A 26,099-nucleotide genomic window follows, 5' to 3' on the forward strand; every position below is an offset into this window, starting at 1 on the left:
CGGCATCGCGTGGCGTCGTATGGCGCTCCCTCGCTCCCGGGGCGGCCCGGCCCCGGGAAAACCACTACCGGCCCCGGAGGTCCGGCCCTACGATCCCGCCCGTGCCCAGACCCCATGGCTTCACCTACACCCACCACGCCGACGGCACGGTGGACATCACCCACCACGGGCGCCCCGCCGCAACCCTCCGCGGCCCGCGCGCACAGAAGTTCCTCGGCGAGGTCGAATCCGGCGACGAGCAACTGGTGATGGCGCGCTGGACGGGCGCGTACAAGTTCGGCAACGAGCGGGTGGCGCGGAACCATCCGCGCAATCAAGGCCGGCGCTGACCGGCGGTACACGATGGCCGTCAGGGCTTGCGGGGGCGCCCGTCGCCGAACTCCGCGGAGTTGCCGGCCGGCGTCGTGCCGAAGGGTCGCAGAATTCAAGACATTCAATCCGAATGTCGGCTTATCGCGATGTTGCGGTGTTAGCTTGTGCGCGCTCATTACTGATCACTTCCAGGGGGTCACTTTGCGTATACGCACAAGACTTGCGGCACTCACGTCGACGGCAGTGGTTGCAACCTTGCTTCCGCTGGCGGGGATCGCGCCGGCTCACGCGGATGCGCCCAAGAAGCAGTGCGACATTGTCTACGGCGCACAGAAGGTCTTCTGGGCGATGACGTGTAGCGAGCCGGGGGAGTCGATGATCGGCGGCTTCGCTACCTGGCGGAATGTGCCCATCACCTTTGACCGGGTGGCCACACCTCACGAGACGGTACAGGCGTCCAACTACCTGAGGGTCACGCCGAACAACGAGAAGTCGCCGTTCGCACCCAACATCGAGATCGGTCTGTACGCGGAGAAGACAGGCAAGACCACCTCCTCCTACGGCCCCCGCTGGACCGAACTGGGCAAGCACGGCGGACGGACGAAGGCCATCACCGCCGGGGTGAACCCGAACAAGGCGGACCGGCGCAACCACACTTACCTGACCATCCGCAAGGACAAGGGTCACCAGTGGGACGTGCTGTACGACTTCAACCAGGTCGGCAGCACCACCGATCAGCTCAAAGTAGTCCTCGGCCTCAACCGGATCGATACCGGACTGGAAGTCATGGGCCCGCAGTACGTGAACGTGCCGGACATCGGCGATCGCATGCAGTTCCTGGACCTCAACCGGACCTGGCACAGGATCAAGACGAAGAACACGGCCAAGGTCATCTCACTTCCCGGGTGCGGCAAGCAGAAGAAGCCCCCGTACTGTTTCAAGACGCGGCTCACCGGCGGGCAGTCCTTCACTCAGTGGACGGTGGGCAAGCCGCGTAAGCAGCAGGCCGTTCCGGCCGCTCAGGAGACCGCACCACCGGCCCCGACGGTCAGTGGCTCCGTACCCCGCGTGTTCAACGGCGTGGACCAGAGGGCGCTGCAACAGTGCTTGGCGAAGGACCCTGACGCCTGCCTGAATACGGTTCCCGGCTTGTCTCGATGCGTGCGCACCGCGCGGGTGTGCAACGCCACCGCCCTGCATGCCGTTCCCTCCTCGGCGGACCCCGTCGCACCCGCCGGCGTCAGCGCATCCGCGGTCCGGGCCCGCGCCGCCGCCTCCTTCGCCGTGGCCCCGGAGGGCGTCAGCGTCACCAGCGCACGGACACCAGCCGGATTCCCCATCGCGTCCGTCGGCCCCCGCGTGTGGACGGTGAAGTCGTCGCACACCACTCCCGGCCTGGAGAAGCGCGGCCTTCGCTTCACCGGCTTCCGTGCCACGTACTCCGCGCAGACCGGCCAGCTTCTGGAGGCGTGCTGGGGTCAGATGTGCCGCTCATAGGCGGCCGTGGCTCATGTTGCACATCCCACCGACACGCCCACTTCCCATCGTCAAGGAGCACACCTTGCCCCAGCGACTCCAGCTGACCCGACAGTGGAAGCGCGGTGCGGTCACCGCCTGCGCCCTTACCCTGCTCGCCGCAACCGGAGCTGCAGCAGCCCCTGACGAAGGTCCTGCTGCACCCAAGCAGAAGAGGTACGAATGGGTGGACGCCTCTACGGTTCCCGCTGAAGAACTGAGCGATCTGCCCAAGCCGGTCCCGTTTAGCCAGTATCAGCGCAGCCGCGGCAAGAACACCGCATCGAGGCCCTCTCCGAACCCCAAGTCGGCTGACGAAGCCTTACGCAAGGAGTGCGCCAAGCACGAGAAGGAAGCCAAAACCGTCAAAGGGTGGATCAAAAGCCGCTGGCAAAGCTGCCAGAAGCGCCCCTACGACCTGGTGCTTCGGTCCCTGGACGGCACCCGGGACATAGGTCGCCTCAAGTTCGACGTCTGGATACTCGGCCGCGCCCACGACGGCAGCAGACGGGCGGACTACACCGCCAGCGTCGAGGACATCATCGTGCAGGCTGTCCACGGCGAGGACGCGAAGAAGTGGCGCATCGGGCAGTCCTTCGACCTCGGTATCGACCTCAACGACAGCGACCCGGACCCCAAGGTCACCGAGCCTGGGGTGATCAGGCGGGATGAGCTGCTCGGAGTGTGGGACAAGAATCCGTCGTGGAGCCTGACCTACACCTCACCTGACAAGGGCCCGCAGTACAACAAGGGGAACCTCCAGCGTGTCGCGGCCATGCTGTTCATGGACCTCAATGCCGGCTCGCCGAACGCCTTGCCCTACTCCCTCGCCAGCTCCTACCGCTCCCTCGCGCGTTTTGACTATGCGGGCCCCGTCGTCGGCAAGCACATGGGAACCGTCTTCACCGAGGCTCGGGTGGCGCTCAGGTTGAGCATGAAGGACCCGGCCGTGAACGAGAGCGCTCTGCACATCTATGACGCTCTGAAGCGCCCTGAGCGCACCTTCCCCTCCTGGCTGGGCAAGTCGGTCCCTGGAAGCAAGGAACCGCTTCACCGACTCATCGACAAGGACGAACAGGAGGAAAACCGGGACAAGTCCATCGCGACCTGCAAGGAAGTGTGGGGCGACTACAAGCGCAGTGGCCTCGACTGCGACGAGTACCCCTTCGCCTCCACCAAGGAAGGTTCCAACGCGGGCAACAATAAGTTCTCTGTTCGCCTGCTCAGCAGCGACGACAACCAGACCGTCGGCCGTGACCGGCTTAACGGCATGTACAGAGCCAACCGCATCCTTGACGGTGACCCGTTCTACGTGAACATCGTCGCCTGAGCCTCAGCGCCGGAGGAACCCTCATGGCCCTCATCACCGAGTACCGCACACCGGCAACGCCGGACTACGGTGCCGTAGAGATCGCGGACGCCAACACCGGCATCACGGACGATGACGCCCTGAAGACCGCTCGTTCCCAGGTCGTCGCAGGTGGTAGCCAACACCTGTACCTCTACAGCCTGCAGCGGGAGATCGACGTCGAGGTCGTCATCCGCATCTGGGACGCCCCTCAGCCTTGCCCCGCAGATGCGGAAGGGGTCGTCTCGGTGACGCTGCGCTCGGACGCCGGAGCCCTGGAGATCAATCAGTTCACGTACGGACCCGCTGGTGAGATGACCCTCCCGCGTCCTGGCGTATACGAGGGGCGTGCTTCGTGGAACGGGCGGCAGGAGACGGCCGACTACTGCGACATGTGCCATGAGCGCAGCGTGGAAGAGGAGTGGGATCTTCCGCGGCTCCGCCAGGCGAGGCGCCAGTGCCCGGTTCAGGAGCAGTACGTCATCGACCTGTGGTTCCGGGACTGATCACGGATGTCGCAGCGGTGCTCCGGCCGATGGTCGGAGCACCGCTCAGGCTTATCGACCCCCTCCGGTGGACGACCACCTGTTCAGCCTCCGGAGGTTCTTGGCGAGGGCTTCGCGTTTGGCGGTCTGCGTCTGCTTCTCGGGGGGCTTCGGCTGGTCCGCCATCAGTATCCCCACCGCTCCCGCCGCCGCTGCCGCGCCCGCTCCTCCAATCGACCTGCCTCTTTCCAGGTTGACCACGCCCCCGGACCGGTGCCACGGTCGCGGGGGTCTTCTCGTGGGTGGGAAATGACGCTATGTGCCCCAAGGGTTACCGAGCGGGGCTAGCCTCCGTAAGGGGGAGCGGTTTTCGGAATGCGAGAGCGAAAACGGAGCAACGATGCCTGCGCCGAAGGAGCTTGACCCGTCGAAGTCCCTGGAGGCCCTGTTCGGTCTGAAGCTCCGCAAGCTGCGCATGCGCACGGGCTGGACGCAGCGGGAGTTGGGGGCGAAGGTCTGCACCGCGCACAGCCGGATCGCCCAGTTCGAACTGGGCAAGGAGACGCCTCCGGAGGAGGTGTGCGTGGCGCTGGACGCCGTCCTCGGGGCGGACGGTGACCTCATCGAGCTGTGGACGCACGTCAAGCGGACGCCGTTTCCTGACTGGGCGCAGCGGTTCATCGAGCTGGAGGCCAGGGCGTGCGCCATGCACAAGTACACCGCGCATACAGTCCCCGGCCTGTTGCAGACGGAGACCTACGCCCGCGAGGTGCTGCGCGTCGGGCTGCCGTGGCTGGCCCCGGACGCGATCGAGGAGAAGACCCAGGCGCGACTCGCTCGACAGAGCCTGCTCTCGGGCCCCGAACCGCCACTGCTGTGGGCCGTGTTGGACGAGGCGGTGATCCGGCGGCCGGTCGCCGGGGCCGCCGCCATGCGGGAGCAGTTGGCGTACGTCATCGAATGTGCGCAGGCCCCGAACGTCGAGATCCAGGTGTTGCCCTACTCGGCCGGGGCACATTCGGCCATGGATGGAACGTTGACGCTGCTGTCCTTCGAAAGCATGCCCGATGTGGCCTACCTTGAAGGCGGACACCACGGCGAACTGGTGGAAGACAGGGCGGCCGTGGCGCGGCACTCGCACCGATACGATCTTGTGCAGGCCATGGCGCTTCCCCCGGCTGCGTCAACTGCCTTGATCCGCGAGGCGATGGAGGGCTTCAGCGCATGCGCACCCGAGGGTTCCACCTGAGAGGCGTCACGTGGCGTAAATCCACCTATAGCGGTGGGGGCGGTGGCGACTGCGTGGAAGTGGGCCACCGGCCTACCGGCTACGTCCCCGTCCGCGACAGTAAGAACCCCGACGGCCCCGTCCTCGTCTTCCCGGCCCCCGCCTGGGCCGCCTTCATCGACGCCGTCAAGCGCTGACCGGCGGCCAACGGCATGGACTTCATCCCGGCCCCCCCGTCACCTCGCCCACGACCCCGCCCGCGGTCCGTACCCCTTCCGGGAGGACGCCGTCCGGACCCGGGTCGATCCGGGTGTCGCCGCGCGCCTCGGGCCGGAGGGCTATCGGTTGACCACGAGCCCCGGCGGAGTCGAGATCGTCGGAGGAGGCGAGGGGGGGTGTTCTGGGGGCGGCAGACCCTACGGCAGCTCCTCGGGTCGGACGCGTTCCGGAAGGCGCGGATCCACCCCGACCGCCCCCTGACCGTCCCGCACGTCGTCGTCGAGGACGCGCCCCGGTTCGGCTGGCGCGGGTTCATGCTCGACGCGGCGCGGCACTTCATGCCCAAGGACGGGGTGCTGCGCTATCTCGACCTGCTGGCGGCGCACAAACTGAACGTGTTCCATTTCCATCTGACCGACGACCAGGGCTGGCGGATCGAGATCGAGCGGTATCCGCGGCTGGCCGAGGTGGGCGCGTGGCGGGCCCGGTCCCGGCTGGGGTCCGGGGCCTCGCCGCTGTGGGACGAGCGGCCGCACGGGGGCTACTACACGCGGGACGACCTGCGCGAGATCGTGGCGTACGCGGCCGAGCGGCATATCACCGTGGTGCCGGAGATCGACGTCCCCGGGCACTCGCAGGCCGCGATCGCCGCGTATCCGGAGCTCGGCAACGCCGACGTCGTCGACACGGCCGCGCTGACCGTCTGGACCGACTGGGGCATCTCCCCGAACGTGCTCGCGCCGACCGAGGCGACCTTGCGCTTCTACGAAGGGGTGCTGGAGGAGGTGCTGGAGCTCTTTCCCTCCACCTTCGTCCACATCGGGGGCGACGAGTGCCCCAAGGAGCAGTGGCGGGCGTCGGCGGCCGCCCGGGCGCAGCGGGAGCGGCTCGGGCTGGCCGACGAGGACGCGCTTCAGGGGTGGTTCGTCCGGCACTTCGGCGCATGGCTGGCCGAGCGCGGGCGACGGCTGATCGGGTGGGACGAGATCCTGGAGGGCGGTGGGCTGTCGCCGGGGGCCGCCGTGGCCTCGTGGCGGGGGTGCGCGGGAGGCATCGCAGCGGCGCGATCCGGCCATGATGTCGTCATGTGCCCGGAGCCACACGTGTACCTGGACCACCGGCAGGCGGAGGGGCCGGACGAGCCGGTGCCCATCGGGTGCGTGCGCGCGCTGGAGGGCGTCTACCGCTTCGAGTCGGTGCCCTCGGAGCTGGCCGCCGCGGAGGCGGCTCGGGTGCTCGGGGCGCAGGCCAACGCGTGGACCGAGGTGATGGAGACCCCGCGGCGGGTGGACTGTCAGACCTTCCCCCGGCTCGCCGCGTTCGCCGGGGTGGTGTGGTCCGATCCGTCCGCCCCCGCCGCTCGGGATGTGGACGGCTTCCTGAGGCGCATGGGGGGCGCACTGCGCACGGCTGGACGCCCTCGGGGTCGACTACCGGCCACCCGGCGGACCGCGGTCGTGGCGGCGCGGACCCGGACCGCCGGGGCGCCCACGTGACAGGGCACCCCCGATCGTGTGAGCCGGGTCGGAAGGCGCTTACCCACCTGGTCGGCCCCTGGGACGGTGGTCCCTCATCCGAAGTCGTAAGTCGTACAAGGGTCCCTGAAACGTGGCATTCCGTGCGCACCGGTGTGGTTAGGTCAAACCGGACCAACGCCCTGGTCAGGGACGGATCGCCGCTTCCTGGACCCTCGCGACGACCGACTCGGAAGATGTGCCAAAGTTGCGTCGTCCGGGCTGTCAGCACGTACCGTACGGCGGAAACAGCCGGGACACCCGGGGAAGGGGCAGCGGTTGACCACGCACGCACCGCAGGCGGCGCACACGGTGAACACGGTGACGTTGCCGGGCTCGCTCGACGAGGCCGTGGCAGCGCTCGCCGCCATGCCCGCCGCCGTGCCCGTGGCGGGTGGCACCGATCTCATGGCGGCCGTCAACTCCGGTCTGCTGCGGCCCGCCGGACTGGTCGGCCTGGGCCGGATCAGCGAGATCCGCAGCTGGCAGTACCAGGACGGGCACGCCCTGCTCGGCGCCGGCCTCACCCATGCGCGCATGGGCCGCCCCGACTTCGCCGCGCTCATCCCGGCGCTGGCCGCCGCCGCGCGCGCCGCGGGACCGCCGCAGATCCGCAACGCGGGCACCCTCGGCGGCAACATCGTCACCGCCGCGCCGACCGGCGACTCGCTCCCCGTGCTGGCCGCGCTCGGCGCCGTGCTGGTCGTCTTCGGCACCGCGGACGGCGGCGGCACCGCGCACCGCGAGATCCCGATCGGGGACCTGCTCGCCGGCGTCCAGATGCTGCGTCCGGGCGAACTCATCGGCTTCGTACGCGTCCCGCTGCTGCACGCCCCGCAGATCTTCCTGAAGGCCACCGGCCGCACCGGCCCCGGCCGCGCCACCGCCTCGGTCGCCGTCGTCCTCGACCCGGCCAGGCGCCATGTGCGCTGCGCCGTCGGCGCGGTGGCGCCGATGCCGCTGCGGCCGCTGGACGCCGAGGCGTGGGTGGCCTCGCTCATCGACTGGGACGGCGACCGCGGGCTCGACCCCGAGGTGTGCCGGGCCTTCGGCGACTACGTCGCCGCGGCCTGTATCCCCGACCCGGCACCGCCGCAGGACGGCACGGAGCCGATGACCCTGCCGCCAGCAGCGCTCCACCTGAGGCGTACGGTGGCAGCCTTGGCCCGCCGAGCACTGGGGAGGGCACTCGCGTGAGTGACGAACAGCAGCCACAGCAGCCCGAGCACACGGGCGGGTGGCAGCCGATTCCGCGCGGTCCCGAGTACGACGCCGAAGGCACCGCCTTCGTGCAGCTGCCGCCCGGCCTCATGGACGGCTCCGACCTGCCCGGAGGCTGGGACCCGCTCGCGGCGCCCGGCACGGGGTACACGCCCCCGCCGGTGACCTCGGCGCCCGCGCACGGCGCACCCGCCCCGCACGGCGCACAGCCCGCGCACGGCGGCCAGTGGGGGCATACGCCCTCTCCTGCGGCCGCGACCACCGCCGACCCCGGCGCGACCGGGCACTGGACCCTGCCCGTGGACCAGATGGGCGCCGACGTGCCGTGGCCCGCCCCGGGCGCGGCCGACACGCCCGGCGGCTCCCCCGCGGGCGCGAGCTCCGGCGACACCGCCGAGTACGCCTTCGGAGGGGGGCACGCCCCCGGCGCGACGGGGCAGTGGCCCACGCCCCCCGACGGGGGGGCCCCGCAGACCGGCCAGTGGACCGTCCCTGTCGCCGGCGACGAGGGCGTGGACGAGACCGGTGACTACCCCGTCGGCGACGCCGCGGCCGCCGTGCGCTGGCCCGCCGCCACCCCAGGCGACACCTCCGGCCACCCGCACGCCCACGGCCAGCCGCACGGACACGGCCCCGAGCACGGACACGGCCCCGAGCACGGACACGGTCATGAGCACGGACCCGGCCCCGCGGCCGGCGCCGGCGACACCGGGCCCGGGCACACCGGCCAGTGGTCCTTCCAGGGCGTCGCCGAGGGCGCGGCCGGCGGCCACCCCGACACCGGCCACGCCGAGTCCGCCGGGTTCGCACTCGGCGACCAGCTGACGCGCGGGCGCGCGCGGAGGTCCGCCGCGGCGCGCGCGGAGGCGCGGCAGACGGGGCAGGCGGGGCAGTCGGGGCAGGACCCGAGCGACACCATGCAGTTCCCGATGCCCTTCCGGGAACAGCCGGCTGACGCCTCGGCGGGCGGTTCCCCGCAGACGGGCCAGTGGTCGATCCCGGTCGCCGGCGACGAGGGCGTGGACGAGTCCGGGGAGTACTCGGTCACCGAGCACCCCGGCCCTGCCCCGGCCCCCCAGGGCTTCGCGCCGGAGGACCCGTACGGGGAGCGGCACGGCGGCCTGGCCGGCTATCCGGGCAGCCCCGGGGAGCCCGCCGACCCGCGCCCGCACCCCGGCGCCGAACCCGAGCCCGCCGGACACATCGCTACCGTCCCGCGGCAGCAGCCCCACGAGCCGTTCCCGGTCGCCGAGGCCCCGCAGCCCGTCGAGGCCCCGCAGCCCGTCGAAGCCCCGCAGCCCGTCGAGGCTCCGGCCGCCGCGGCGGAGGCACCGGCCGCGGTGCGCGAGGCGCCCCCGGTGCCCGCCGCCGTGGACGCGCCCGCCGCCCCCGCGACGGAGCCGGTCGAGCCGGTCGAGCCCGTCGTGGTGCCCGCGCCCGCCGAGCCGCCCGCGGCCGAGCAGGCGCCCGCGGCACCGCGACCGGACATCGCGCACGCCCCGGACGAGACCGGACCCGCCGACCCCGCCGGCACCGATCAGGCGGCCGCAGCCGCGGCCGACACCGCCGCCCCGGCGGAGCCCGTCGTCCCCGAGCCCGCCGCCGCGGGCGACGACGCGGCGCCCGCGCCCGCCGAGGAGCCCGCGGCGCTCGAGGAGCCCCCGGCCGAGGCCCCGGACGCCCCCGCGGCGAAGCGGGTCGAGGCCGTGGAGACCGCCGAGACCGTGCCCGAGCCGCCGCACGACGAGCACCCGTACGCTTCGTACGTGCTGCGCGTCAACGGCGCCGACCGGCCCGTCACCGGCGCCTGGATCGGCGAGTCGCTGCTCTACGTGCTGCGCGAGCGGCTGGGGCTGGCCGGGGCCAAGGACGGCTGCTCGCAGGGCGAGTGCGGGGCCTGCTCGGTGCAGGTCGACGGGCGGCTGGTGGCCTCCTGTCTGGTGCCCGCCGCGACCGCCGCGGGCAGCGAGGTGCGCACCGTGGAGGGGCTGTCGGCCGACGGCCGGCTGTCCGACGTGCAGGCCGCGCTCGCCGCCTCCGGCGCCGTGCAGTGCGGGTTCTGCGTGCCCGGCCTCGCGATGACCGTGCACGACCTGCTGGCCGGCAACCACGCCCCCACCGAGCTGGAGACCCGGCAGGCGATCTGCGGCAACCTGTGCCGCTGCTCGGGCTACCGGGGTGTGCTCGACGCGGTCCGCGAGGTCATCGAGGGCCGAGAGGCGGCCGCCGAGGCGGCGGAGGCGGAGAGCGCCGCGGCGGACGCCGCCCGCATCCCGCACCAGGCCGGCCCGCCCGCAGGCACCCAGGGTGCCGGGCTGCCCCACCAGGCCGGCCCGCACCAGGTCGCGCCGCCCGGCGATCCGTACGGCGCCGGGCCCGGCGGCCCGTACGGCGGCGGCAGCAACGGCACCGGAGGGACCACGGCATGACCGGAATCGCAGACGGCATCGGCGCCGCCACCGCCACCGCCGCCGCCCTCGCGGCCTCCGCCGGCCCCCAACCCGCCCCGCCGCCGCAGCAGCACGGCATCGGCATCTCGCTGGCCCCCGCCGACTCCGCCGCGAAGGTCTCCGGCACCTTCCCGTACGCGGCCGACCTGTGGGCCGAGGGGCTGCTGTGGGCCGCCGTGCTGCGCTCGCCGCACCCGCACGCCCGCATCCTGTCCATCGACACCACCCAGGCCGCCGAGATGCCCGGCGTGCAGGCCGTGGTGACCCACGCCGACGTGCCCGGCGACGCCGCCCACGGCCGCCGCGTCGCCGACCGGCCGGTCTTCGCCCACGACCTGGTGCGCCACCACGGCGAGCCGATCGCCGCCGTCGCCGCCGACCACCCCGACACCGCCCGGCTGGCCGCCGCGGCGATCGCCGTCGAGTACGAGGTGCTGGAGCCGGTCACCGACCCCGAGCAGGCGTTCTCCGCCGAACCGCTGCACCCCGACGGCAATCTGATCCGGCACATCCCGCTGCGCTTCGGCGACCCCGCGGTCACCGGCGACGTCATCGTGGAGGGGCTCTACCGCATCGGCCGCCAGGACCCGGCGCCCATCGGCGCCGAGGCCGGCCTCGCGGTGCCGCGCCCGGACGGCGGCGTGGAGATCTACACCGCCTCCACCGACCCGCACGGCGACCGCGATCTGGCCGCCGCCTGCTTCGCACTGCCGCCCGAGCTGGTCAAGGTGGTGGTGACCGGCGTCCCCGGCGCCATGGGGGAGCGCGAGGACCCCGGGATGCAGCTCGCGCTGGGGCTGTTGGCGCTGCGCACCGGCCGACCGGTCAAGCTCGCCGCGACCCGCGAGGAGTCCTTCCTCGGCCACCCGCACCGCCACCCCACCCTGCTGCGCTACCGCCACCACGCGGACTCCGAGGGCAAGCTGGTGAAGGTCGAGGCGCAGATCCTGCTGGACGCGGGCGCCTACGCCGACTCCTCCTCGGACGCCCTCGCCGCCGCGGTCTCCTTCGCCTGCGGCCCCTACGTCGTCCCGCACGCCTTCGTCGAGGGCTGGGCGGTGCGCACCAACAACCCGCCGTCGGGCCATGTGCGCGGCGAGGGCGCGATGCAGGTGTGCGCCGCGTACGAGGGCCAGATGGACAAGCTCGCGGCCAAGCTGGGGATGGACCCGGCCGAGCTGCGGCTGCGCAACGCCATGGCCACCGGCGACCTGCTGCCCACCGGCCAGGCCGTCACCTGCCCGGCCCCGGTCGCCGAGCTGCTGACCGCGGTGCGGGACGAGCCGCTGCCCCCGCTCCCCAAGGACGATCCGGACGTCCGGGAGGGGGAGTGGCTGCTGCCCGGAGGCCCGGACGGCGCGGGCGACCCGGACGCGGTACGGCGCGGCGTCGGCTACGCACTGGGCATGGTGCACATGCTCGGCGCCGAGGGCACCGACGAGGTCTCCACCGCCACCGTCAAGGTGACCGGCTCGGTGGCGACCGTCATCTGCGCGGCCGTGGAGACCGGGCAGGGCTTCACCACCCTGGCCCGGCAGATCGTCCAGGAGGTGCTGGGCATCGAGGAGGTGCACGTCGCCTCCGTCGACACCGACCAGCCGCCGGCCGGGCCGGCCGCGCGGGGCCGCCACACCTGGGTGTCGGGCGGCGCCGTCGAGCGGGCCGCCAAGATGGTCCGCACCCAGCTGCTCCAGCCGCTGGCACACCAGTTCGGCATGTCGACCGAGCTGCTCACCATCGCCGACGGCAAGATCACCTCGTATGACGGGGTGCTCAGCACCACCGTCGACGAGGCGCTGGAGGGCAAGGAGCTGTGGGCGACGGCGCAGTGCCGGCCGCACCCCACCGAGCCGCTGGACGAGTCGGGCCAGGGCGACGCCTTCGTCGGGCTCGCCTTCTGCGCGATCCGCGCGGTCGTGGACGTCGACATCGAGCTCGGCCTGGTCCGGGTGGTGGACGTCGCGCTGGCCCAGGACGTGGGCCGGGTGCTCAACCCGCGCCAGCTGACGGCCCGGATCGAGGCCGGGGTGGCCCAGGGCATCGGCGCCGCCCTCACCGAGAACCTGCGCACCTCGCGCGGCGTCGTCCGCCACCCGGACCTGACCAACTACGCCCTGCCGACCGCCGTCGACGTGCCCGACGTCCGCATCGTCGAGCTGATCGAGGAGCGGGACGTGGTCGCGCCCTTCGGCGCCAAGGCGGTCAGCGCGGTCCCGGTGGTGACCACGCCCGCGGCGATCGCGGCGGCCGTCCGCGCGGCGACCGGGCGGCCGGTCAACCGACTGCCCATCAGGCCGCAGTCGGCGGTCGTCAACGCCTGAGCCGGCCGGCGCCCCTCGCGGGGGCGCCCGCGCCCGGACAGCAGAAGGGGCGCGCCCGGGTCCCCGACCCGAAGCGCACCCCCATCGCCGCGTGCTTCGCCGTTCAGCCGGCCGGCGTGACCTCCAGCGACCCCGCCTGCGCCGCGCGCAAGGCCCGGGCCAGCAGCGGGGCGTAGCCGCGCAGATGCTCATCGCGCAGCATCTCGTAGTGCTGCGCGTGGACATGATGCACCGTCACCGCGCCGTCGGTGTACTCCCGCCACGCCTCCGGCACATGGGCCGGGTCGCGCCGGTAGCCGCGGACCCGCTCCTCGGCGGTGAACAGCAGCAGGTCGCCGCGGAACCGGTCCGGGGTGAACTTCCGCATCAGCTCCATGTCGTTGCGCAGGATGTCCAGCAGCGGGAAGCTGGTCCTGCCGGCCAGCAGCCGCGCGGGCAGCCCGGTCTTCCGGCTCAGCTCCGCCGCCAGCGCCTCGGCGTCCAGCTCGCCGCCGTCCGGCCGCAGCGCGGTGATGTCGCGGCCCCCGATGTCGTCCAGCAGCACCCCCAGCCACTGCCGGGTGCTCAGCTCCGGCAGGTCGTCGAAGGTCCGCCAGTTGTCGGGGTAGGCGTCGAGGACGGCCAGCAGGCCGACCTCCGCGCCGCCCTCCTGGAGCTGGGTGGCCATGGCGTGCGCGACCAGCCCGCCGAAGGACCAGCCCAGCAGGTGGTACGGGCCGTCCGGGCGCACCGCGCGCAGCTGGGCCACATAGTCCTCGGCCATCTCCGCCACGCTCGCCGGGGGCACCGCCTCCGGTGAGCTCAGCGCCCGCGCCTGGAGCGTGTAGACCGGCTGCTCCGGGCCCAGGTGGCGGAGCAGCTTGGCGTACGCCCAGCCGAGCCCGCCGCCGGGGTGCACGCAGAACAGCGGTGGGCGGCCGCCCCGCGCGCGCAGCGGCAACAGCGGGTCGAGCCCGTGGCCCCGATCGGACGCCGAACCCCCGGCCGCCTCGTGCAGCCGCCCCACCAACTCCGCCACCGTCGGCGCGTCGAGCAGCGCCCGGATCGACAGCTCCACGCCCAGCTCCGCGCCGATCCGGCTGACCAGCCGGGAGGCCAGCAGGGAGTGCCCGCCGAGGTGGAAGAAGTCGTCGTCGATGGTGACACCGGGGACGCCGAGGACCTCGCCGAAGAGCCCGCACAGCAGCTCCTCCCGGGGCGTGCGCGGCGCGCGGCCGGAGGCGGCCGCCTCGAAGGCGGGCGCGGGCAGCGCCCGGCGGTCCAGCTTGCCGTTGACGCTCAGCGGCAGCGCGTCGAGCAGCACCAGCGCGGCGGGCACCATGGGCGCGGGCAGGGTGCGGTCCAGCGCCTCCCGGGCGGCGGCCGGCTCCGGTGGGGCGCCGGGCCCCGGGACCAGATAGCCGACCAGCCGCCGGTCGCCCGGGGTGTCCTCGCGGACCACGGCCGCCGCCTGCGCCACCCCGGGCAGCGCCCGCAGCGCCGCCTCCACCTCGCCCAGCTCGATGCGGACGCCCCGCAGCTTGACCTGGTCGTCGGTGCGGCCCAGGTACTCCACCGCGCCGTCCGGCAGCAGCCGGGCCAGATCGCCGGTGCGGTACATCCGGGCGCCGGGCTCGCCGAAGAGCGGCCCGTACGGGTCGGCGGTGAAGCGCTCGGCGGTGAGCGCCGGCCGGTGCAGATAGCCGCGGGCCAGCTGTGCGCCGGACAGGTAGAGCTCGCCCGGGGTGCCGGGCGGGCACGGTCGGAGGGCGCAGTCCAGCACGTACACCCGGGTGTTCCACACCGGCCGGCCGATGGGCACCGGGCCGGCGGCCCCCGGCTCGCACGGGTGGTACGTGACGTCCACCGCGGCCTCGGTGGGCCCGTACAGGTTGTGCAGCGCCACCCCCGGCAGCAGCGCGTGGAACCGGTCCACCGTCTCGCGCGGCAGCGCCTCGCCGCTGCACACCACCCGGCGCAGCCCGGCGCCGCACCGCGCGGCCGCCGGCTCGTCCAGGAACGCCTGGAGCATCGACGGCACGAAGTGCAGCGTGGTGATGTGCTGCTGGCGGATCACGCGCGCCAGGTACGCCGGGTCCTGGTGGCCGCCGGGCCGGGCCACCACCAGGGTGGCGCCGGTCAGCAGCGGCCAGAAGAACTCCCACACGGAGACGTCGAAGCCGGCCGGCGTCTTCTGCAGCACGCGGTCCTCGGGGCCCAGCCGGTAGGTCTCCTGCATCCACGACAGCCGGTTGACGATGGCCTGGTGGGACACGGACACCCCCTTGGGGCGCCCGGTGGAGCCCGAGGTGTAGATGACGTACGCGGGGTTCTCCGGAAGGGGCGCCGGGAGCGGCCCGCAGGCGGCGCCGGCGCGGGGACGGGGGAGCGCCGCCCGGGTGGTCCGCGGTTCGGGGACGTCCAGCAGCAGCCGTGGCACGCCGCTCCCGGCGAGCGGCAGCGCGGCCGCGGTGTCCGCGCGGGTGAGGACCAGGGTGGGAGCCGCGTCCTCCAGGGTCAGTCGCAGCCGCTCGGCCGGGTGGTCCAGGTCGAGCGGGAGATAGGCGGCGCCCGACTTGAGGACGGCCAGCAGGGCGACGACGAGGTCGGCGGAGCGGGGCAGCGCGACGGCCACGGTGCGCTCGGGCCCTGCGCCGCGCGCCACCAGCCGGCGGGCGAGCCGCTCGGCGGCCGCGTCCAGCTCGGCGTAGTCGAGCCGGGTGGCCCCGAAGACCAGCGCGGTCCGCCGCGGTGTGCGGCGTGCCCGCGCGGCCAGCAGCTCCGGCAGCGTGGTGCGCGTCACCTCGCGCGCGGTGGCGTTCCCCGCCCGCACCGCCCGGTGCCGCTCGGTCTCGTCGAGGAGCTCCACCGAGCCGATCGCGCGGTCGGTGTCGGCGGCGTCCGCGAAGGCGTGCAGCAGCCGCAGGAACCGTCCACGGTGGGCGGCGAGGTCGGCCGCGCCGTACAGATGGCCGTTGGCGTTGAGGTCGATCCGCATGCCCTGCCCGTCGGACCGGTCGTAGGCCATGATCGACAGGTCTTCGATCAGTCCGTTGGAGAGGTTGTGGGCGGTGACGTCGTGCCCGGCGAAGTCGAAGTCGTAGCCGAAGGACATGACGTTGACGTGCGGTCCGAGCAGCCCCCGTCCGCCGTCGGGCAGTTGGAGGTCGCGGGCCAGGTCGATCCGGCGGTAGCGCTGGTGCCGCAGGGCGGTTCGGACCTCGCGGGACACCCGCCGCACGAACTCCCGGACCCGCAACCGGGGAGCGACCGTCAGACGCAGCGGAACGATGTTGGCCAGCATGCCGGGGGCCGCGCGCAGCGCGGCGTCGGTGCGGGCCGCGACCGGCAGGCTGAGCACGATGTCCGAGGTGCCGGTCATGCGGTGGAGATAGCCGGCCGTGATGGCCATCATCATCGCCGACCAGTGGGTGCCGCAGGCCCGGGCGGCGGCGCGCAGCCGGGCCGCCTCCGCCTCGGACAGCAGCGTCGTCTCGCGCAGCGGGTGCGCGAAGACGGTGGCCCGCCGCCCGGCGAGGCGGGGCGGCTCCGGGTAGTCCGCGAAGCGCTCCGCCCAGTAGGCGCGGTCGGCGGCGAAGTCCGCCGACTCCCGGTACTCCGCGTCCCGTTCGAGCAGCACCGCCAACGGCGTGAACCTCGACGGGCCGGCCGGTCGTCCCGCCGCCTTCGCCGAGTACAGTTCGGCCACCCGCCGGGCGACCAGGGCGCCGCCCGCCGCGTCCGTCACGATGTGGTGGTAGCTCTGGTACCAGGCGTACCGCTGTGGCCCGAGCCGGAACAGGGCGTACGAGAACAGCGGTTCACGCCCCAGGTCCATGGTCCGTGCCAGATCGGCGCGCATCCACCGCTCGGCCGCCGCCCGGGGGTCGGGGGCGTCGGCCATGTCGAGCACCGGCAGCCGCCACGCGGTGGCCGGGTGCGGCTGCATCACCTGCCAGGGCACACCGCCCTCCGAGCCGAAGCGGACGTTGAACGGCTCGGCCTCGGCCACGGCCTGGCGCAGCGCCTCTTCGAATATCTCCGCATCCACCGGGCCGTGGATCTCGAGGTACTCGCCGATCCGGAACGTGGTGCTCTCCGGCTCCAGCTGTTCGCTGAGCCAGATCTCGCTCTGACCGGTCGACAACGGCAGTCGGGAGCCCGGGACGTGGTGCGGGTCGAACTGCAACACTTCCCCCCAGGGGGTATCGGCGGAACCGGGGGAGCTCAGAGGAAAAGCTCGGTGTAATGGCAGAACGAACGACGCCCCCGAAAAGAATCGCCCTGGGGGCGAGCTATGAGGAGATGTCGATCCGCCAGTCGTGACAGCGCATGATGTGCCCGGCGGGATACTCGAACTCGCACGCGCCGAGCAGGGTGAAACCCGCCTTGTCACAGACGGCGTTGGAGGCGGCGTTCCCCACCGAGGGGAAGGCGTGCAGGTGCCGGTGGCGCCGCTCGGCGCGGGCGGCGGATATCACCGCCGCCGCGGCCGCCGCCGCGATGCCGCGGCCCTGGTGCCCCGGCAGTACGCTCCAGCCCGTCTCGTACACCGTCTCCCCGCGCCAGCTCCGTTCCCAGAAGCCCAGGCTGCCCACCGCCGTCCCCTCCGGCCGCAGCGTGATCCGGTACATCCGGCCCGTCCCGGTCGCGGGCAGCGCCAGATAGCGCGCATGCCGCTCGACGAGCTTCTCCTCGCTCTCCGGGCCGCCCAGATGCACCATCGCCGCGGGCGCGTTCAGCGCCCGCAGCAGGTCCAGGTCCCCCTCCGCCCAGGGCTCGATCCGCACCCGCGACGTGTCCGTGTGGTCAGCCATGCGGCCCACGGTACGAGGGGGGTCTGACAGGGGACGCGTACGCGCCGGCCGCGGCCGCCTCCTCGACGAGGGCGGCCGCGGCCGGCGTTCGCGCGAGGCCGTGACCGGAATCGAACCGGCGTCACCAGCTTTGCAGGCTGGCCCCTCAACCACTCGGGCACACGGCCGGGGTGTGGCGTCGCGGTCTCGACGATAGGAGCGGGGCCGAGGCGGTTCAACGGCTCGGGCCGCCCCGACACAGGACCGCAACAGCGCGTTCACGCGCCGTCACGGCCGGGTGAGGAAGTCCTCCACGATGGGCCGGAACAGCTCCGGTGCGTCGACCCAGGGGTAGTGGCCGACCTGGTGCAGCGTGCGGACGCGGGCGTGCGGGAAGGAGGCGGCGACGAGTTCGCCGGCGCGCATCCCGGTGACGGCGTCGCGGTCGCCGGTGACGACCAGGACCGGACGGGTCACCTCGCGCAGTCCGACGAGCAGGGCGCGGCGGGTGGCCTCGTCGACGCCCTGCCAGAAGCCGGCGCGGGGCACCGGGCCCAACTGGGCGCCCTCGGCGGCGGCGTGGGCGCGCTGGGGCTCCTCCCAGCGGCCGTAGGCCATGGGGGCCGCGCGGAACAGCAGGGCGCGGATCTCGCCCGTGTCGTGGGCCTCGGTCAGCTGCTGGGCGGCGATGTAGGCGTCGGGCCACCACGGCTCGTCGGCCCGGGACTCGAAGATCTCGCGGGCGTCGCCGGGGAGTTCGCCCTGGAGCCGGGAGCCGGGGCAGACCAGTACCAGGTGGGTGAGTCGACCCGGGTGGGCGGCGGCGTACGCCTGGGCGACGGCGGCCCCCGCGTCGTGGGCGAGCAGGGCGAAGCGCTCCAGGCCCAGGGCGGCGCGGAGCGCTTCGAGGTCCTCGGCCAGCCGCGGGAAGGCGTAGGCGGCGGGGCGGGAGGCGGGTGGGGAGGCGCCGGTGCCCCGGCTGTCGGGGATGACCAGGTCGCGGGCGGTGTCCATGCCACCGAGGTCGCCCAGGTAGGCGGCGTCCCGGCCGGGGCCGCCGGCCAGGCACACCAGCGGCGGTCGGGCGCGCCGCGGCGTGCCGTCGCCGCGCGCGGGCAGAAGGGTGTAGGACAGCTCGGCGCCGTCGTAGGAGGTGTAGGTGTAGTGCGGCATTGGTTCAGCTTGCCTGTTCTTCGCCCGATCTATTCCTGATCGATGGCCGATGGGGTCCGGTGGGCGGATTCCTGGGGCGGCTGTGGCTCCTGTTCTCAAAGCGGCACGTGGAGGACGGGTTCCCTACCCCAACTTCTGCTTATCATTCAGGGGTGTTCGATTCCCGGCACATCAAGACCTTCCACGAAGTGGTGCGGGCCGGCTCCTACTCGGCGGCCGCCCGCTCCCTCGGCTATACGCAGCCGGCGATCACCCAGCAGATGAAGGCGCTGGAACGCGCGGTCGGCACCCCGCTGTTCACCCGCGTCGGGCGGCGGATGCGGCTGACCGAGGCGGGGGAGGCGCTGGCCCGGCACGCCGGCACCATCCTGGACTCGCTCTCCGCCGCCCAGCAGCAGATGAAGGCCATCACCCGGCTGCGCGCCGGCCGGGTGCGGGTCTGCGCCTTCCCCAGCGCGAGCGCCACCCTCATCCCCGAGGCGCTGGCCCGGATCACCGCCAGCCACCCCGGGGTGCAGGTGGAGCTGCAGGAGTACGAGCCGCCGGAGTCGCTGGGGCGGTTGGTGCGCGGCGAATGCGACATCACCCTGGCCTTCACCTACCCCGGCCTGCACGAGCAGGTCCCGGAGGAGGTGGCGGAGATCCGGCTGCTGGAGGACGAGCTCACGGTGCTGATGCCCACCGGGCATCCGCTCGCCCGGCGCCGCGCGGTCAAGCTCGCCGACCTGGCCGAGGAGCGCTGGATCGCCGGCTGTCTGCGCTGCCGCGCCAACTTCCTGCACGAGTGCGCCGAGCAGGGCTTCGCCCCGGACATCGCCTTCACCACGGACGACAACCTGGTGGTGCAGAGCCTGGTCGCGGAGGGGCTCGGGGTGGCGATGATGCCGGGGCTCGTGCTGTCCTTCCTGTGCCACCGCAAGGTCACCGGACGGGTCCTGGACCCGGCCTCGCGCCGCCAGGTCTCCGCGTACGTCCTCCGCGAGCATCTGCGCATCCCCGCCACCGCGCTGGTGCTGGAGGAGCTCCAGACGGTCGCGGCGCGCAGGGTCGGATGCTGATCCTCCGGGCGCCCACCGGATCACCGGGGGGTCGATCCATAAGCTGTCGTTGGGTTCTGGCTTAGAAACCGTCGTTGGACGTGATGGATCAGTCGGCAGCACGCTGCCCGTATGACCGCTCCGACCGACTTCCGGCCCGCCGTGACGACACCTCGACTCGACTCGCTCGTCCGCGAGGTGCGCGCCACCGTCGACCGCGGGCTGCCGCCCGACCTCACGGCCTACCTGGTCGGTGAGCGGCTCGCCCCGCACCTGGGCGCCCCCGACCTGCTCACCGCCGAGCAACGCGAGGGCGACCCCGAGCGCTACCGCCAGCACGTGCTGCACGCCGAGCACGACGGGAGCTTCTCCATCGTCGCGCTGGTGTGGCTGCCGGGGCAGCGCACCTCCATCCACGACCACGTCTCCTGGTGCGTGACCGGCGTCCACGAGGGCCAGGAGAGCGAGCAGCGCTACCGCCTGGTCTCCGACGGCGCCAGCTCCCGGCTGATCGCCACCGAGCGGGTGGTCAATCCGCAGGGCGCGGTCTGCGGCTTCGCGCCGCCCGGCGACATCCACCGGGTGTGGAACGCCTGTGAGGGCACGGCGCTGTCCCTCCACATCTACGGCGCGGACATCTCCCGCCTGGGCTCCAGCGTGCGCCGCGTCTACCACCTCCCGACCGACGACCGGGACGCACGGTAATGGCGCTGCTCCGGGAGCGGCTCCACACGGCCGCGCCCGCGGCGGCGGAGCGGCCCAGATCACCGGGCAAGGTCCCCGGCCTGCTCTGCGCCGCGCTCGGCGTCGCCGCCGCCTGGGGGACGCACCGGCTGCTGCCGGGCGTGCCGATGCTCACCGCCGCCGTGGTGCTGGGCATCACCGCGGCCCATCTGCCGGGTGCGCGCGCGCTCGTCCGCGGCGCGGGGCGGCCCGGCCTCTCCTACGCCGGCAAGCGGCTGATGCGGCTCGGCGTGGTGCTGCTGGGGCTCAAGCTCAGCCTGGACGACGTGCTCGGGCTCGGCTGGGCGACGGTGGCCATGGTCTTCGGCGTGGTCGCGGCCACCTTCGGTGGCACCTGGTGGCTGGGCCGGCGGATGGGACTGCCCGGCGACCAGCCGCTGTTGATCGCCACCGGCTACTCGATCTGCGGGGCCTCCGCGATCGGCGCGGTCAGCGAGGTGTCCGAGAGCGAGGAGCGGGACATCGCCACCTCGGTGGCGCTGGTGACGCTCTGCGGCACCCTGGCCATCGCCGTGCTGCCGCTGCTCCAGGACCCGCTGGGGCTGAGCGACGCCCAGTTCGGCCGCTGGGCCGGGGCCAGCGTGCACGACGTGGGGCAGGTCGTCGCCACCGCGCAGACCGCCGGCGGCGCCGCGCTGAGCGAGGCGGTCCTGGTGAAGCTGATGCGGGTGGCGCTGCTGGCCCCGCTGGTGGCGGCCGTGGCGGTCGCCGCACGGAACCGCCGGGTGGCCTCGTCCGCCGCCCCGACCGCGGAGGGCGCCCGGTCCGCCCGGCGCCCGCCGCTGGTCCCGCTCTTCGTCCTCGGCTTCCTGGCCATGGTGGGTGTGCGCAGCACGGAGCTGCTCTCCGCCACCGCCCTGGACGTGGCGGGGACCGCCCAGGAACTGCTGCTCGCCGCCGCCCTCTTCGGCCTCGGCAGCGCGGTGCACCTGCCCTCGCTCACCCGTACCGGGGCGCGGGTGGCGGGGCTGGGGCTGTGTGCCTGGCTGGTGGTCGCGGGGGCGAGCTACGGCGGCGTGCTGCTCACCGCGTGAGCCGTCGCGGGGCGAGGCGGTCGAACGTCGGCGGCGGGGTGCCCCCGGCCCGCCCGTCTGCGCGCGCTGGTACGCGGCCGGCGGGGTGCCCGGCCCCGCCCGTCTGCGCGCGCCGGTACGCGGCCGGCGGGTGCCCGCCCCGCCCTGCTTTCCCGCGCGGCGTCGGCCAGCCCTGCTTCCCGCGCGGCGTCGGCCCGACCGGTGGACCCGGCCGGGCCGGCCGGGCTTACGGGTGCCAGACCTCCTTGATGGAGTCGATCTTGCCCTCGCCGTCCAGCGTGATGTCGTAGATGTTCCCGGAGCAGCTGTAGGGAGCCTTCACGGCGCTCTGGTCGGTCAAGCAGTCGGCGGCGTGCGACCACAGCTCGCCCACCGGCACCTCCTTGTGGGTGCCGGAGCCGGTGGACAGCTGCGCGTTCGTCTCCGGCGCGAACAGGTAGTAGTTGGCCTTGCCCTTGCCGTGGTAGATGAAGTCGTTCGGCGTGCACTCCGGCGCGGCGTCCTTGGCGGACAGCGAGCCCTTCGACGGGGGCACGGCGATCTCGACCATCTTGTGGCCGGCGGGCAGCGTTGGCGGCTCCCCGCAGTCACCGGGGCCCTCCTCCTCGGTGCCCTTGCCCTCGCCCTCGCCGGCCTTCTGGTCCTTCTGGTCCTTCGCCGGCTGGGAGGCGGAGCCGCCGGTGGAGCCACCCGCGGTGTCGTCCTCCGGCCCACAGGCGGCCGCGCCGCCGAGCGCGGCGACGAGCACGAGACTGCTGATGAGGCGTCGAGTCGGCTTCATATCGGATCCCCCGTCAGGTGAGAAAAACGTGATGATCATGCGGTTCCGGGGGCCGGGTGATTTCAAGATCAATCACCTGGCCCGGCGGGAATCGTAAGGCATGTTCATGGCGAGCTCGGTGCCGCGTTGATCACCGCGGGCATGTCGTAGCCGGTTCATGACACAGGCGGGACCGTCCGGACACCTAGGACCGAAGGACGATTCGATCTCCGCCCCGAGACAGGTGGCAGACCTGACGGCCCTTCCTACGCTGGCGCAATGACCACCCTCGACTCGCGCGGCCCCGACACCGCGTCCCCCTCGGCGCCGGTGGACGGCGACACCGTGCTCAGCCGCCGCTACCGCGCCCTCACCCTCGGCATCATCTCCGTGGTCTCGCTCGTCGCCTTCGAGGCGAGCGCCGTCAACACCGCCATGCCGGTCGCGGCGCACGCCCTGGACGGGGTGGAGCTCTACGCCTTCGCCTTCTCCGGCTACTTCACCGCGAGCCTGTTCGCGATGGTCCTGTCCGGCGAGTGGTGCGACCGGCGCGGCCCGCTGCTGCCGCTCTTCACCGGCATCGCGGGCTTCTGCGCGGGACTGCTGATCTCCGGCTCGGCGCAGCAGATGTGGATGTTCGTCGGCGGGCGCGCGGTCCAGGGCGTCGGCGGCGGACTGGTGATCGTCGCGCTGTACGTGGTGGTCGGCCGGGCCTACCCGGAGCGGCTGCGGCCCGCCGTGCTGGCCGCCTTCTCCGCCGCCTGGGTGCTGCCGGTCATCGTCGGCCCGCTGGCCGCGGGCACGGTCACCGAGCAGCTCAGCTGGCGCTGGGTCTTCCTCGCCATCCCGGTGCTGGTGCTGCTCCCGCTGTGCGTCATGCTCCCCGCCCTGCGGGCCCTCCCGCCGGGCGACCTCACCCCGGCCATGGACCGCCGGCGGATCCTGCTCGCCCTGGGCGTCGCGGCCGGCGCCGGGCTGCTCCAGTACGCCGCCCAGGACCTCGGCTGGGTCTCGCTGGCGCCCGCCGTGGCCGGGCTGGCGCTGCTCGTCCCCTGCGTGCTGCGGCTGCTGCCGACCGGCACCTTCCGCGCGGCGCGCGGGCTGCCCTCCGTCATCCTGCTGCGCGGCATCGCGGCCGGCGCGTTCCTGGGCGCGGAGAGCTTCATACCGCTGATGCTGGTCAGCGAGCGCGGGCTCTCGGCGACCCTGGCCGGACTCTCCCTCACCAGCGGCGGGCTGAGCTGGACGCTGGGCTCCTACACCCAGAGCCGGCCGCGGCTGGAACCCCACCGGGAGCGGCTGATGGGACTCGGCATGCTGCTGATCGCCCTCGCGCTCGGGATGGCCCCGCTGGCCCTGCTGGAGCCGGTGCCGGTGTGGATCGTCGCCGTGGCGTGGGTGATCGGCGGTTACGGCATGGGGCTCGCGGTCTCCAGCGCCAGCGTGCTGCTGCTGAAGCTGTCCCGCCCGGGCGAGGAGGGCGGCAACTCCGCCTCCCTCCAGGTCTCCGACGCCCTCGGCAACATCGTCCTGCTCGGTCTCGGCGGCGTGCTCTTCGTCTCCTTCGGCGGCGGCTCGGTGGCGGCCGAGGGCGGCCACGCCGGCGCGGCGGCGGCGACCGGCGGCTCCCATCCGGCCGCGTTCGTCGCCGTCTACGTGGCCATGGCGACGGTCGCGCTGGTCGGCGCCCTGGTCACCACCCGGCTGCGCCCCAAGGCGACCACGGGGCCCGCGACGGCCGACGATGTGAGCTCGATCCCACCCGCGGGTGGCGCCCCGCGATAACCCCGAGGCGTGAACCGGGGCCCAGGTAGGCTGACGCGGTTGCCGATCCCGAGCCCCGACCAGCCCGACGGAGACCGTGACTACCACCGCCGCCTCAAGCCACAGCCATCACCTCTCACCGGCCTTCCCGGGCCGTGCCCCCTGGGGCACCGCGAACAAGCTGCGTGCCTGGCAGCAGGGGGCGATGGAGAGGTACATCCAGACCCAGCCGCGTGACTTCCTCGCGGTCGCCACCCCCGGTGCCGGCAAGACCACCTTCGCGCTCACCCTCGCCTCCTGGCTGCTGCACCACCACGTGGTGCAGCAGGTGACCGTGGTCGCGCCCACCGAGCACCTGAAGAAGCAGTGGGCCGAGGCGGCCGCCCGGGTGGGCATCAAGCTGGACCCGGAGTACAGCGCCGGCCCGTTGGGACGCGAGTACCACGGTGTGGCCGTGACCTACGCCGGCGTCGGCGTCCGCCCCATGCTGCACCGCAACCGCTGCGAGCAGCGCAAGACGCTGGTCATCCTGGACGAGATCCACCACGCCGGCGACTCCAAGTCCTGGGGCGAGGCGTGCCTGGAGGCGTTCGACCCGGCCACCCGCCGGCTGGCGCTGACCGGCACCCCCTTCCGGTCCGACACCAACCCCATCCCCTTCGTCACCTACGAAGAGGGCAACGACGGCATCCGGCGCTCCTCCGCCGACTACACCTACGGCTACGGCAACGCGCTCGGCGACGGCGTGGTCCGGCCGGTGATCTTCCTCAGCTACAGCGGCAACATGCGCTGGCGCACCAAGGCGGGCGACGAGATCGCGGCGCGGCTCGGCGAGCCGATGACCAAGGACGCCGTGTCCCAGGCATGGCGCACAGCGCTGGACCCGCGCGGCGACTGGATGCCCAATGTGCTGCGCGCCGCCGACCAGCGGCTCACCGAGGTGCGCAAGGCGATCCCGGACGCCGGCGCGCTGGTCATCGCCACCGACCAGGAGTCGGCGCGCGCGTACGCCAAGCTGATCCGCGAGATCACCGGACAGGGCGCCACCCTCGTGCTCTCCGACGACTCCGGCGCCTCGCAGCGCATCGAGGACTTCAGCCACAACGACGACCGCTGGATGGTCGCCGTCCGCATGGTGTCCGAGGGCGTCGACGTGCCCCGGCTGGCGGTCGGCGTCTACGCCACCACGATCTCCACCCCGCTCTTCTTCGCCCAGGCCGTCGGCCGCTTCGTGCGCTCCCGCCGGCGCGGCGAGACCGCCTCGGTCTTCCTGCCCACCATCCCCATGCTGCTCGGCTTCGCCAACGAGATGGAGGTCGAGCGCGACCACGTCCTGGACAAGCCGAAGAAGGACGGCGAGGAGGAGGACATCTACGCCGAGGAGGAGAAGCTCCTCCAGGAGGCCGAGCGGCAGCAGGACGAGGACACCGGCGAGCAGGACATGCTGCCCTTCGAGGCGCTGGAGTCCGACGCCGTGTTCGACCGGGTGCTCTTCGACGGCGCCGAGTTCGGCATGCAGGCCCACCCCGGCAGCGAGGAGGAACAGGACTACCTCGGCATCCCCGGCCTGCTCGAACCCGACCAGGTGCAGCTGCTGCTCCAGAAGCGGCAGGCCCGGCAGATCGCGCACAGCCGTCGGAAGCCCGATGCCGAGGCCGACCTGATCGAACTCCCCGCCGACCGGCGTCCCGTGGTCACCCACAAGGAGCTCCTGGAGCTCCGCAAGGAGCTCAACTCGCTGGTCGGCGCCTATGTCCACCAGAGCGGTAAGCCGCACGGCGTCATCCACACCGAGCTGCGCCGGGTCTGCGGCGGCCCGCCCAGCGCGGAGGCCACGGCGGGCCAGATCCGGGAACGGATCAAGAAGGTGCGGGAGTGGGCGACGCGGATGCGGTGACGCTGGGCGCTGTGCCGATTTCGACGTGAGCCGCCTGCTCGCGGAGCACCGGTGGTGCGGTGGGTTCGGTACCGCCGGGCTCCGGCGTCGTGGTTGTTCGCCGTCGCGGCGGGGCGGGGGAGGCCGATCCCCGGGGCGCGGGGGCGCGGGGCGCGGGGCGCTCCGGGGTTGCGGTGGGTTTGGCACCGCCGGGCTCCGGCGCTGTGGTGGTTCACCGTCGCGGCGGGATGGGCCTGGCTGCGGCGAGAGCAGAGGCCGTCAAGGGGTTTCAGGCGGATTCATCAAGCTGCCATGAAACCGCT

General features: G+C 73.2%; 18 protein-coding genes, 1 tRNA gene and 1 pseudogene. 15 read left to right on the plus strand and 5 right to left on the minus strand.

Translation table 11 applies throughout. The features are described 5' to 3' along the window. Positions 1–101 precede the first annotated feature (101 nt). The 10 genes and pseudogenes from LRS74_RS20915 to LRS74_RS20960 all read left to right on the plus strand — a co-directional run bounded on the left by LRS74_RS20915 (position 102) and on the right by LRS74_RS20960 (position 12,613). Positions 102–329, plus strand: a complete 228-nt coding sequence (locus LRS74_RS20915) for a hypothetical protein (RefSeq protein ID WP_277742427.1) — start codon at positions 102–104, stop codon at positions 327–329. Positions 330–567: 238 nt separating this feature from the next. After that, positions 568–1,809: a hypothetical protein gene (locus tag LRS74_RS20920; protein ID WP_277742428.1), complete on the plus strand. Its 1,242-nt coding sequence runs from the start codon at positions 568–570 to the stop codon at positions 1,807–1,809. A 64-nt stretch (positions 1,810–1,873) separates the two neighbouring features. Further along, positions 1,874–3,157, plus strand: a complete 1,284-nt coding sequence (locus LRS74_RS20925) for a NucA/NucB deoxyribonuclease domain-containing protein (RefSeq protein WP_277742429.1) — start codon at positions 1,874–1,876, stop codon at positions 3,155–3,157. Between the two features lie 23 nt (positions 3,158–3,180). Beyond that, on the plus strand, positions 3,181–3,681 hold the full coding sequence (locus tag LRS74_RS20930; RefSeq protein ID WP_277742430.1) for a hypothetical protein: 501 nt from the start codon (positions 3,181–3,183) through the stop codon (positions 3,679–3,681). 379 nt (positions 3,682–4,060) lie between these two features. After that, positions 4,061–4,909 carry a helix-turn-helix transcriptional regulator gene (locus LRS74_RS20935; RefSeq protein ID WP_277742431.1) on the plus strand — a complete coding sequence of 283 codons (849 nt, stop codon included), beginning with the start codon at positions 4,061–4,063 and terminating at the stop codon, positions 4,907–4,909. 53 nt (positions 4,910–4,962) lie between these two features. Continuing rightward, entirely contained in the window at positions 4,963–5,085 is a 123-nt protein-coding gene (locus LRS74_RS33640; RefSeq protein WP_347178200.1) for a DUF397 domain-containing protein, read from the plus strand. Between the two features lie 127 nt (positions 5,086–5,212). Further along, positions 5,213–6,625, plus strand: a pseudogene (locus LRS74_RS20945) (beta-N-acetylhexosaminidase); the annotation flags it as partial. A gap of 275 nt (positions 6,626–6,900) precedes the next feature. Then, a complete protein-coding gene (locus tag LRS74_RS20950) occupies positions 6,901–7,818 on the plus strand; it encodes an FAD binding domain-containing protein (protein WP_277742433.1) in 918 nt (305 codons plus the stop codon). Then, positions 7,815–10,271 carry a 2Fe-2S iron-sulfur cluster-binding protein gene (locus tag LRS74_RS20955; protein ID WP_277742434.1) on the plus strand — a complete coding sequence of 819 codons (2,457 nt, stop codon included), beginning with the start codon at positions 7,815–7,817 and terminating at the stop codon, positions 10,269–10,271. The genes LRS74_RS20950 and LRS74_RS20955 overlap by 4 nt, the downstream gene beginning before the upstream one ends. Beyond that, a complete protein-coding gene (locus LRS74_RS20960) occupies positions 10,268–12,613 on the plus strand; it encodes a molybdopterin cofactor-binding domain-containing protein (protein ID WP_277742435.1) in 2,346 nt (781 codons plus the stop codon). Before LRS74_RS20955 ends, LRS74_RS20960 begins: the two co-directional genes overlap by 4 nt. Positions 12,614–12,716: 103 nt before the next feature. Here the strand turns inward: LRS74_RS20960 and LRS74_RS20965 are convergent, their stop codons facing one another. The 4 genes from LRS74_RS20965 to LRS74_RS20980 form a co-directional block, all read right to left on the minus strand. After that, positions 12,717–16,781, minus strand: a complete 4,065-nt coding sequence (locus LRS74_RS20965; RefSeq protein WP_277742436.1) for an amino acid adenylation domain-containing protein — start codon at positions 16,779–16,781, stop codon at positions 12,717–12,719. 106 nt (positions 16,782–16,887) lie between these two features. Next, positions 16,888–17,409, minus strand: a complete 522-nt coding sequence (locus tag LRS74_RS20970; RefSeq protein WP_277742437.1) for a GNAT family N-acetyltransferase — start codon at positions 17,407–17,409, stop codon at positions 16,888–16,890. Between the two features lie 95 nt (positions 17,410–17,504). Continuing rightward, a tRNA-Cys gene (locus tag LRS74_RS20975) sits at positions 17,505–17,576 on the minus strand. Between the two features lie 100 nt (positions 17,577–17,676). Further along, on the minus strand, positions 17,677–18,561 hold the full coding sequence (locus LRS74_RS20980) for an alpha/beta hydrolase (protein WP_277742438.1): 885 nt from the start codon (positions 18,559–18,561) through the stop codon (positions 17,677–17,679). A 152-nt stretch (positions 18,562–18,713) separates the two neighbouring features. Between LRS74_RS20980 and LRS74_RS20985 the strand changes: the two genes are divergently transcribed. The 3 genes from LRS74_RS20985 to LRS74_RS20995 all read left to right on the plus strand — a co-directional run bounded on the left by LRS74_RS20985 (position 18,714) and on the right by LRS74_RS20995 (position 21,376). Beyond that, positions 18,714–19,619, plus strand: coding sequence for a LysR family transcriptional regulator (locus LRS74_RS20985; RefSeq protein ID WP_277742439.1), 906 nt, complete (start codon positions 18,714–18,716; stop codon positions 19,617–19,619). A gap of 111 nt (positions 19,620–19,730) precedes the next feature. Next, complete coding sequence (locus LRS74_RS20990) at positions 19,731–20,303, plus strand: cysteine dioxygenase family protein (RefSeq protein ID WP_144386321.1); 573 nt, start codon at positions 19,731–19,733, stop codon at positions 20,301–20,303. After that, positions 20,303–21,376, plus strand: coding sequence for a putative sulfate exporter family transporter (locus LRS74_RS20995; protein ID WP_277742440.1), 1,074 nt, complete (start codon positions 20,303–20,305; stop codon positions 21,374–21,376). Before LRS74_RS20990 ends, LRS74_RS20995 begins: the two co-directional genes overlap by 1 nt. Before the next feature lie 226 nt (positions 21,377–21,602). Here the strand turns inward: LRS74_RS20995 and LRS74_RS21000 are convergent, their stop codons facing one another. Further along, on the minus strand, positions 21,603–22,157 hold the full coding sequence (locus LRS74_RS21000) for a hypothetical protein (RefSeq protein WP_277742441.1): 555 nt from the start codon (positions 22,155–22,157) through the stop codon (positions 21,603–21,605). A gap of 258 nt (positions 22,158–22,415) precedes the next feature. Here LRS74_RS21000 and LRS74_RS21005 point away from each other — a divergent pair, with 258 nt between their 5' ends. Both LRS74_RS21005 and LRS74_RS21010 read left to right on the plus strand, forming a co-directional pair. Continuing rightward, positions 22,416–23,921 (plus strand): MFS transporter, encoded by a 1,506-nt coding sequence (locus LRS74_RS21005; RefSeq protein ID WP_277742442.1) that lies wholly within the window; start codon positions 22,416–22,418, stop codon positions 23,919–23,921. Between the two features lie 76 nt (positions 23,922–23,997). Then, positions 23,998–25,797, plus strand: a complete 1,800-nt coding sequence (locus LRS74_RS21010) for a DEAD/DEAH box helicase (RefSeq protein WP_277742443.1) — start codon at positions 23,998–24,000, stop codon at positions 25,795–25,797. The last annotated feature ends 302 nt before the right edge of the window (positions 25,798–26,099 follow it).

It is taken from the genome of Streptomyces sp. LX-29 (assembly GCF_029541745.1).
Classification (GTDB): domain Bacteria; phylum Actinomycetota; class Actinomycetes; order Streptomycetales; family Streptomycetaceae; genus Streptomyces.